This window comes from Kutzneria sp. NPDC051319, assembly GCF_040682195.1.
Lineage (GTDB): Bacteria > Actinomycetota > Actinomycetes > Mycobacteriales > Pseudonocardiaceae > Kutzneria.
On the sequence record NZ_JBFBAM010000049.1, the window covers coordinates 61717 to 71009 of the forward strand.

Genomic DNA, 9293 nt, shown 5'->3' on the forward strand with positions numbered 1-9293 from the left:
CGCGGGACTCGCGGTTCAGGCTCTGGGCACGGTGCTGAGCAGGAGTTTCAGGCCGTCGGCGTCCAGCAGGTCGGCGGGGCTCAGCGTGTGGTCGTGTCGCACGTAGTGGAAGGCCGCCCGCACCTTGTCCACCGGCGCGTTCTGCAGGGCCGCCCAGGCCAGGCGGTAGGCCGCCAGCTGCACCGAGAGCGCCGGCAGCTTGTCCTCCGTCGGCACCGCCCCGGTCTTCCAGTCCACCACCGTCCAGCCCCCGTCCGGGTCGGCGTAGACCGCGTCCATCCGCCCCCGGACCGCGACGCCGTCCACCTCCGTCTCGAACGCCACCTCGACATCCGCCGGCACCCGGTCCGCCCACTGGCTGGACAGGAACGCCTCCCTCAGCCGCGCCAGGTCGGCGTCCGTCTCCTGCCCGACGACGTCGTCCGCCGCGCCGGGCAGCTCGTCCAGGTCGAACAGCCGGTTGGACTTGAACCGCTGCTCCAGCCAGGAGTGAAAGGCCGTTCCCCGCCGGGCCAGCGGATTCGGCGGAAACGGCAGCGGCCTGCGCAGCCTCCGGGCCAGGGCGTCCGGGTCCTCCGCCAGCTCGACCAGCTGGCTCACCGTCAGCTGATCCGGCAACGCCACCAGCTCCCGCCGGCTCCGCGCCGCTTCCCGCTCCGCGAGGAGCACGTCCACATCGGCCGCCCAGCCTTCGGGGTCTTCATCATCGAGTGGGATTTCTTCCTCGGGCGGGGCTTCCCACTCCCACTCCGCCCCTGGGTCTTCTTCTTCCGGCGGCGGGATCTCCTCGTCCCATGGTTCCGCCGAGCTTCCCTGCACGGGCGGGATTTCCTCGTTCACAACGCTTTCCGTGCGCGGGGCCTTCGCCGCTTCCCGCTCGGCGTCGGCCAGGTCGGCGAGCGCCGCGAGGACCATCGTGGCTCCCTCGGCGACGGCGTCACGCCGTGACGCCAACGGATCCACGGGCCAGCGGGCGGTCCGAACGTCGGCGACCAAGGGGTTGCTCTCGTCCTCGGCCGGCGCGGGGGCCCACTCGTCGACCATGCCGGGCGGGCGGTCGCCGGTGCTGAGGACGGCGTGCACCTCGTCGAGGAAATCCGAAGGGCCACGGGGCTTTTCGCCGGTCTCGCCCCACCAGTGCCCGGACACGAGCAGCACTCGCTCCGACCGGGTCAGGGCCACATAACAGAGGCGCCGCTCCTCGACCAGGCGCCGTTCCTCGAACTCCTCGTTGTGGATGGCGATGGCCTCCTCGACCTCCTTGCGGTTGGAGGCGCCGGCGAGGTTGAGGCGGGGCAGGTCCTGGCTGTCGCCGCGGAGGTCGGCGGGCAGCTCGGTGACGTTCTTGAGCCACGAGGACGACTTGCGCGGGCCGGGGAAGACGTTGCGAACCACATGCGGCACAACGACGATCTCCCACTCCAACCCCTTGGCGGCGTGCATGGTCAGGATCTGCACGCGGTCCTCGGCCACCTCCACCTCGCCGGGTTCGAGGCCGTCCTCGGCGTTCTCGGCCGTGCGCAGGTAGTCCAACAGGGACGGCAAGGTGGCGGACGGGCTGGCCGAGGCGTAGTCGGCGACGACATCGGCGAAGGCGTCGAGGTGGGCCCGGCCGACGCGGCCGGGTCGGGCGGTGGCCTCGATGTCGAGCAGCAGCGTGCGTTCCACGTCGGCGACGAGGTCGGGCAGCGGCTGGTCCTGCCGGCGGCGCAGCATCGACAACTCGTTGCCGAGGCGGCGGATCCGCTTGTAGCCGGGCTCCGAGTAGCGCTCGGGTTCGCCGGGATCGTCGATGGCGTCGACCAGGCCGGCCTGTTCGGCGTGCTCGCCCGGCAGCGAGTCGGTGATCGCGGCCAACGGGTCGTCGCCGCTGCTCGGGCGCTGCCGCCCGGCCAGTTCCCCGGCACGCTTCCACAACGCCGCGATGTCCGCCGCGCCGAGCCGCCAACGCGAACCCGACAGCAGCCGGGCGGCGGCCGTGCCGGCGAGGGGTTCGATGAGCACGCGCAGGGCGCTGACCAGGTCGCGCACCTCGGGTTCGTCGAGCAGACCGCCGAGACCGACGACCTCCACCGGCAATCCACGCTCACGCAGGGCGTGAGCGATGGCGCCCATGTCGGCACGGCGGCGCACCAGCACGGCGGCGGTCGGCGGCTGGCCGGTGGCGTCGTACTGCGCCTCCCAACGCGCGGTGAGCTCGTCGGCCAGCCACGTGACCTCGGAGCGCACGTCCGGCAACAGCGCGCAGTGCACGTCGCCCGGCTTGGCCCCGGGTCGGGCCCGCAGCTCGTCGACGTCGAGGCCCGCGGCACGCAGCGGCCCGGACAGCGCGTTGGCCACGGCCAACACCTCGGGCGGGTTGCGGAAGCTGGTCAGCAGCCCGTACTTCGGCGCCGGTCGTTTGTCGGCGAGCGGGAAGTCGGTGGTGAACCGGGGCAGGTTGGCCGCGCTGGCCCCCCGCCAGCCGTAGATCGCTTGTGCGGGATCGCCAACGGCCGTGACCGGCATCGGGTCTCCCATGCCGAACAGCGATCGCAGCAACACGCGCTGGGCGTGGCCGGTGTCCTGGTACTCGTCCAGCAGCACCGCCCCGTACCGCTCGCGCTCGCCGGCCGCGACCTCGGGAAAACCGCTGGCCAGCTGGGCCGCGAGCGCCATCTGGTCGGCGAAGTCGAGCGCCGCCTCCTTGCGTTTGCGCAGTTGGTACGCCTCCAGCAGCGGCAGCATCGCGACCCGGAACCGCTGCGCCGTGATGATCTCCCGCAGCGCCGTGGGCATCTCCGCCCGCTGCCGCGGCCCCTTGGGCGCCGACTCGATGATCCGCTGCATCCACTCCGCGTGCCGCAGGATCTTGTCCGGCTCGACCAGGTGCTCAGCCAGCTCACCGGCCAGCGACAGCAGGTAGCCGGTGATCGTTGCCGGCACCTTGTCCGTGTCCAGGTCCTCGGTCCACGTCGCCACCACCCGGTGCGCGAGCTGCCACGACGCCGTGCCGGTCAGCAGCCGCGCGCCGGGCTCCACCGGCAGCCGCAGTCCGTGTTCGCCGACCAGCCGGCCCGCGTAGGCGTGATAAGTGAGGACGGTCGGCTCCGTCGCCAGCACCAGCGCCCGCCTGTCGCCGCCGGGGTCAAGCTCATCCAGCAGGCCCGACCCGGCCAGCCGCCTCAGCCGAGCCCTGATCCGCTCGCCGAGCTGCCTCGCCGCCTTGCGGGTGAAGGTCAGCCCGAGCACCCGATCCGGCGTGACCAGGCCGTTCGCCACCAGCCACACCACGCGGGCGGCCATCGTCTCGGTCTTGCCCGCGCCCGCCCCGGCGACCACCAGCGCCGGCTGCGCCGGCGCCGCCACCACCGCCGCCTGCTCATCCGTCGGCGCTGGCAGCCCGAGCGCGGCCGCCACCTCCTGCGGGCTGACCAGTTGCACGGACACCACGCTAGGTCGTCGCACCTCAGCGACCGAAACAGACCCGCCGTACGGCCGATCGGCACAACCGGGGACCAAGAGCCACCGGCCGTGCGGCCGATCGGCGCAGCGTTGTCCGCCGTCGACAATGAAGAAGTTTCACATTGGTCCGGTCGCGTCTATCTGGGTCACGCGGATTTCACCAGACTGAGCTCATGCCGACCGTGCGCATCCTCCTGGCCGCCGCGGTTGCCGCGGCCACCGTGGCCGCCCCCGCGGCCAGTGCCAGCCCTGCAACGCCGCACGTCACCGCCCTGAAGAATGTGCTCCTCGTGGGCAACAGCCAGACGGGGTCGGTGAGCTTCATCGACGAAAACGGTTTCACCAACCTGGGCAGCTTCAGCGTCATCCCCGACCTGCAGCAGCGCATCAACGAGATGGACCCGATCCAACGCATCGGGTACGAGACGGTGAAGGGCATCGAGGGCGGCGACCGGTTCGTCGACGACGCGACCCTGACCCCCGACGGCCGCCGGCTGATCGTCTCCCGTGGCAACCTCGACGACGTCGCCGCCTTCGACCTGGCGACCAAGCAGGAGTTGTGGCACACGCGGCTGGACGGCTTCCACGCCGACCACGCCGCACTGTCCCCCGACGGCACCCGCTTCGTGGTGTCGGCCACCACGGCCAACAAGGCGCAGTTCATCGACACGGCCACCGGCCAGATCGTCAACTCCGCCCCCACCGGCAACTACCCGCACCAGAACGACTACTCGGCCGACGGCAAGTACGTCTACAACTCCAGCATCGGCAACGTCTCGCTGCCGCAGTCGCTGGAGTGGGCCAAGGGCGCGTTCCAGCTCACCAAGATCGACGCCTCGACCATGCAGGTGGTCAAGACCTGGTCGTTCCCGCACGGCATCCGGCCCAACCTGGTCGCGCCGGACGGCAACACCTTCTACGCGCAGCTGTCCTACCTCAACGGCTTCGTGAAGTACGACCTGAACGCCGGCAAGATCGTGGCCACGGTCAACCAGCCGCTCAGCGACCACGCCAAGTCGCTCAAGCCGGACGACTACCCGAAGAACTCGGCCCACCACGGCCTGGCCCTGTCCGGCGACGGCCGCATGCTGTGCGACGTCGGCACCATCGACGACTACGTGGCGCTGGTGAACACCGACGGCCTGGTGGACAAGGCCTTCGTCAACTACCCGACCAACAGCCTGCCCTACTGGGGCCAGACCAGCAGCGACGGCAACTACTGCTACGTGTCGCTGAGCCAGGCCAACGCGGTGTCGGTCGTGGACTACCGCACCGGGACCGAGGTCGCCCGGGTGCCGGTCGGCACGTTCCCCCAGCGCGAGCGGGTGTCCAAGGTCGACCCGGGTGTGCTCGGATCGTTGTCTTGAGGCCGGTCATGACCACTGAGGAAACGGCCGGGCGCGCGACTCTGCGCCGCATCATGGAGCAGATGCGCGCCGACCCGGACGTGCTCGACGGCGTCGTCACCGAGGTGCGCGCACAGTCGCCCCAGGTGGCGGCGCTCCCCGTCGCCGAGGTCCGCCGGCACATCGCGGCGCTCCTCGGTGTCGCGTCGGCGGCCTTCATCGACTCCACCGGACTGGGCGTGGAGGCCGCCGACCGGCTCGCCACCGACCGAGCCCTGCAGGGCGTGCCGCTCTCGGCGCTGCTCGCCGGCTTCCAGACCGGGCGCGCGCACGTGCTGCGCGAGCTCGGCGGCCGCCTGCGTCAGCACGAGATGCTGGCCGACGACTTCGTGTCGGCCCTGCTCGAGCTCGACGGCTACGCCAACAAGCTGCAGAACCGGCTCGTGGAGGCCTACCGCGAGACCGAGCTGCGGCTGGCCCGCACCGCCCAGGCGGCCCGGGTCCAGGCCCTGCGCGAGTTGCTCAAGGGCGGGCCGGTGACCGGCGTGGTCAACACCGGCCTCGCCGAGGACCGGCACTACCAGGTGGTCCTGGCCGACGTGAGCGACCCACGCCAGGCCCGCCGCGCGGAAGCGGTGCTGGCGGAGACGTTCTGCGTCACCGTGGACGGTCTCGTGTGCGGCGTCGCCGTGCAGCTGCCGGATCTGTCGCCGGTGGCCGACGTGCTGGCCGTGGTGACGCCTCCGGTGCTGCCCAAGGACTTCGGCGCGGTGTACCAGGCGTGCCGGGCCGCCTTGCAGACCGGCCGCTGCCGTGGCCTCGCCGGCGCCGTGCGACTCACCGAGCTGGCCGTCGACCTGGTCACCGACGGCTTCCCGGCCATGGGCCGCATGCTCGCCGACGACCTGCTGGCCGGTCTCGCCGGCACCGACGAATTCCACCGGCTGCTGGCCTCGACCGCGTTGACCTACCTCGACCACGGCGGCCGGGTGGACGCCACGGCACTGGCCCTGCACGTGCACCCCAACACCGTGAAGCACCGCCTGCGGCGGCTGGGCGAGCTGACGGGTTTCAGCCCGCCCGAGGGCTCGCTGGCCGAGGCGCTGCGCTGGCGCTGGGCCGTGGACACCTGGATCCGGTCGACCGGGGCCTGGGCGGCCTCGGAGTCTCCGTCGTCACCACAGTCCTCACGGCGCAACGGTTCCCACCTGAGCGCCACCTCCTCTCATTCGCCCACCTGACGACCGGACTCGTGCAGCGGACAGGACGTCCGGGCCGGACAGCGCGGACAGTCCGGGCTCTCGGTCGCGGTGTACTCGGGCCCGACGCAGGAGGACGCCGCCTCCTGCACCGTGGCCAGCCACACCTTGGACGAGTCCGGGTCCAGCGGCGCCTGGACCCGTTCCGCCGCACCGGTCTTCTTGTCCTCCTTGGACACGTAGAGCAGCCGGGCCCCGCCCGGCTCCTCGCTCAGCCCGAGCTCCTCGAACGCCCCCAGCTGGGTGGCCAGCTGATACACCGCCAGCTGGGGATGCTCCTGGGCGTCGTCCTTGCTGACCGGCTGCTTGCCGGTCTTGATGTCGACGACCACGGGACGGCCCTGGTCGTCGACCTCCAGCCGGTCCACCCGGCCCTTCACCCGCAGCCATGGGCCGTCGGCCTGCGGGGGCACCTGCACCGACAGGTCCCGCTCGACGGCGACCTGGGTGAGCTCGCTGCGGCTGCGCTCGAACCAGGCCATGAACGTGTCGAGCATCTTCTGCACCCGGTTGCGTTCCCGGCGGGAGAACCAGGGCGCGCCGGCGTCGACCGCCGCCCACGCCTGGTCCAGCCGGACCTGGAGTTCGAGCCGCTCGACGCCGCTGGCCGCGGCCTGGGCCAGCGCGTGCACGAGGGTGCCGGTGATGGAGGCGAGCTGGGCCGGGTCCTCGCCGCCGTGCCGCTCCACCATCCAGCGCAGCGGGCACTTGGACAGCACCTCGATCGTCGACGGGGAGACGCTGACCGTCTCCTCGTCCGTCCACAACGGACTGTCGGTGGACACCTCCGGCAGCCCGTACCAGGAGCCGGGGTGGGCCCCCGGCACCCCGGCCGCCGCCAGCCGAGCCAGTTGGGCGGCGGCCCGGCGGCGGCTGCCGGGCTCCGCCTCGGCGTCGCAGCACACCCGACGCAGCTCGCCCACCAGCTCGGACAACACGAGCCCGCGCGGCGGCGTGAACACCGGGCGGACCGCCGCCTCCGGGTCGGCGGCGGTGCCCTCCAGCTCGTCCAGGAACCGTGACGGCTGTTCATCCTCACCACGCACGGCGCTGACCAGCAACGTTCGCTTGGCCCGGCTGGCGGCGACGATCAACAGCCGGCGTTCCTCGGCCAGCAGCGGCGCGGTGGCCGACACCACGTCACCGGGGTTCATGCCGTCCAGCAGGTCTCGCATTCGTTCCACGCCAAGCAAAGTGCCGCGCATGCGCAGGTCCGGCCAGACCCCCTCCTGGACGCCTGGAACCGCCACGACCGTCCACTCGCGACCGGCCGCCGCGTGCGCGGTGATCACCGTGACGGCTTCGCCCAGCGGGGCCGTCGGGGCCAGCGAGTCACCGACGATCTGTTGCGCCGTAAGGTAATCCGCGAAGCCGGCGACGCTCGCGGCCGGCAGCCGGTCGACGTAACGGGCGGCCGCGTCGAACAGGCCGACGATGGCGTCCAGGTCGCGGTCGGCCTGCGCGCCGGTCGGGCCGCCGCGAGTGGCCTGCGCAGTCCAGCGCTGTTCGAGGTAGCTGTCCTTCCACAGCTGCCACAGCACCTGTTCCACGCTCGCGCCGGCCTCGATGGCCTTGCGGGCCGTCCGCATCAGGGTGCCGATGCGACGGACCGGGGTGGCCTCGCTGTCCTCCAGCGCGATCAACAGGTCGTTGTCGTTGATCACGTCCACGAGCAGCTCGCCGCTGGAACGATCGCCGCCGGCGGCCAGCTCCAGCCGACGCAGGCCGCGGCGCAAACGCCGTAGCGCCAACGTGTCCGCGCCGCCGAGCTGCGATTCGAGCAGGTAAGCGGCCGTGTCCTGATCGAGCAGGGTCGGGTCGTCCGCGCACCGGAGCAACGTCAAAAACTGCCGTACCGCAGGCAGTTGCGCCAGCGGCAGCTCGTCGACCGGCACCGCCAGGGGCACCCCGGCGGCCAGCAGGGCCCGACGCAGCACGGGCAGCGAGTGCACCGTCGACCGCACCACCACCGCCATCTCCGACCACGGCACCTCGTTCAGCAGATGCGCCCGGCGGAGCTGGTCGCCGATCCACGTCGCTTCCTGCGCCGCCGAAGCCAGCAGCCGGATCTGCACGCTGCCGCGTTCCTCGTCCTCCCGGGGCAGCAGCTCCCGCTGCGGGCCCGCGCCCGGCAGCCGGGCGTGCAGGCGGCTGATGGCCTTGCGGATCTCCGGCGCCATCCGATGATCGACCTTCAGCACCTCGACCGGGCCGTCGGCGCGATCGGTCAGCAGCGTCGGATCCGCGCCACGGAAGGAGAAGATCGCCTGGTCCGGGTCGCCGGCCACGATGAATTCGTGCGCCGCCGCACCCAGCGCCCTGATCAACGCGAACTGCTGGTGATCGAGATGCTGGGCGTCGTCGACCAGCAGATACCGGACCCGCGCCCGTTCGTCGGCCAGCAACTCGGAATCGAGGTCGAAGGCCAGCAGCGCGCTGGAGACCAGCTCCGCCGCGTCGTAGGCCGGGGCGGCCGACTCCTGGGCCTCGCTGCCGGCCAGCAGCGTGACCTGCTCGTACTGGTGCCAGAAGGTGCCGGCCGCGGTCCACTCCGGCACTCCCTGCGTGCGCCCCAGCCGCACCAGGTCCTCCGGCCCCTGGCCACGTTCGGCCGCGCGCAGGATCAGGTCCCGCAGCTCCCCCGCGAAACCGGGAACGCCCAGCGCCGGCCGCAGGCTGTCCGGCCAGTAGCGGGCGTCCTCCTCGATGTCGCCGAGGAGCAGATCCCGCACCATCGCGTCCTGATCGGGACCGGCCAGCAACCGTGGCGGCGGCAGACCCTCCCTTGTGGACACGAGGCGCAGCACCGCGAAGGCGTAGGAGTGCACGGTCCGGACCAGCGGCTCACGGGCCGTGCGCGACGGGCCTCGATCCTTGAGCAGGCGGGTGATCTGCGACCGCAGCGCCACCGCCGCCTTCCGGCTGGACGTCAGCACGAGCACGCTCTCCGGATCCACGCCCGTGTTCAGCACCCGGTCCGCCGCGACGCCGGCCAGCAGCGTCGTCTTGCCCGTGCCGGGGCCGCCGAGCACCCGCAGCGGCCCGCCGTCGCGATCGATGACCCGGCGCGCGGTCGCGTCCCAGCGCGGCCGGGGCGGCGGTTGTGCCGGCCGGCGCACCAGGGCGAGCGGAGTGCTTCTGCGTGCCACGGATCGATCCAAGCACGCGCCCCCGACAGTCCTGGGTGCCCCCTTGATGCAGGGAAGGACGCCTTACCCGCGTTCAACGAGGGTAAGGCGTCCTT

4 protein-coding genes are annotated in these 9293 nt (G+C 72.1%); 2 read left to right on the forward strand and 2 right to left on the reverse strand.

The window, feature by feature from the left end; translation table 11 throughout:
- Positions 1–15: 15 nt before the first annotated feature.
- Positions 16–3417, reverse strand: a complete 3402-nt coding sequence (locus AB0M73_RS34465; RefSeq protein WP_363899804.1) for an ATP-dependent DNA helicase — start codon at positions 3415–3417, stop codon at positions 16–18.
- A gap of 200 nt (positions 3418–3617) precedes the next feature.
- Between AB0M73_RS34465 and AB0M73_RS34470 the strand changes: the two genes are divergently transcribed.
- Positions 3618–4811 carry a serine/threonine protein kinase gene (locus AB0M73_RS34470; protein ID WP_363899779.1) on the forward strand — a complete coding sequence of 398 codons (1194 nt, stop codon included), beginning with the start codon at positions 3618–3620 and terminating at the stop codon, positions 4809–4811.
- Positions 4812–4819: 8 nt separating this feature from the next.
- Positions 4820–6031 (forward strand): helix-turn-helix domain-containing protein, encoded by a 1212-nt coding sequence (locus AB0M73_RS34475; RefSeq protein WP_363899783.1) that lies wholly within the window; start codon positions 4820–4822, stop codon positions 6029–6031.
- Here AB0M73_RS34475 and AB0M73_RS34480 read toward each other — a convergent pair.
- Positions 6016–9198: an ATP-dependent DNA helicase gene (locus AB0M73_RS34480; protein ID WP_363899786.1), complete on the reverse strand. Its 3183-nt coding sequence runs from the start codon at positions 9196–9198 to the stop codon at positions 6016–6018. The two genes, AB0M73_RS34475 and AB0M73_RS34480, sit on opposite strands and share 16 nt — an antisense overlap.
- Positions 9199–9293: the final 95 nt, after the last annotated feature.

Bases quoted from the DNA above. Each gene is read 5' to 3' on its own strand.
- AB0M73_RS34475 (WP_363899783.1), top strand. From the start codon at position 4,820: ATGACCACTGAGGAAACGGCCGGGCGCGCGACTCTGCGCCGCATCATG.
- AB0M73_RS34470 (WP_363899779.1), top strand. From the start codon at position 3,618: ATGCCGACCGTGCGCATCCTCCTGGCCGCCGCGGTTGCCGCGGCCACC.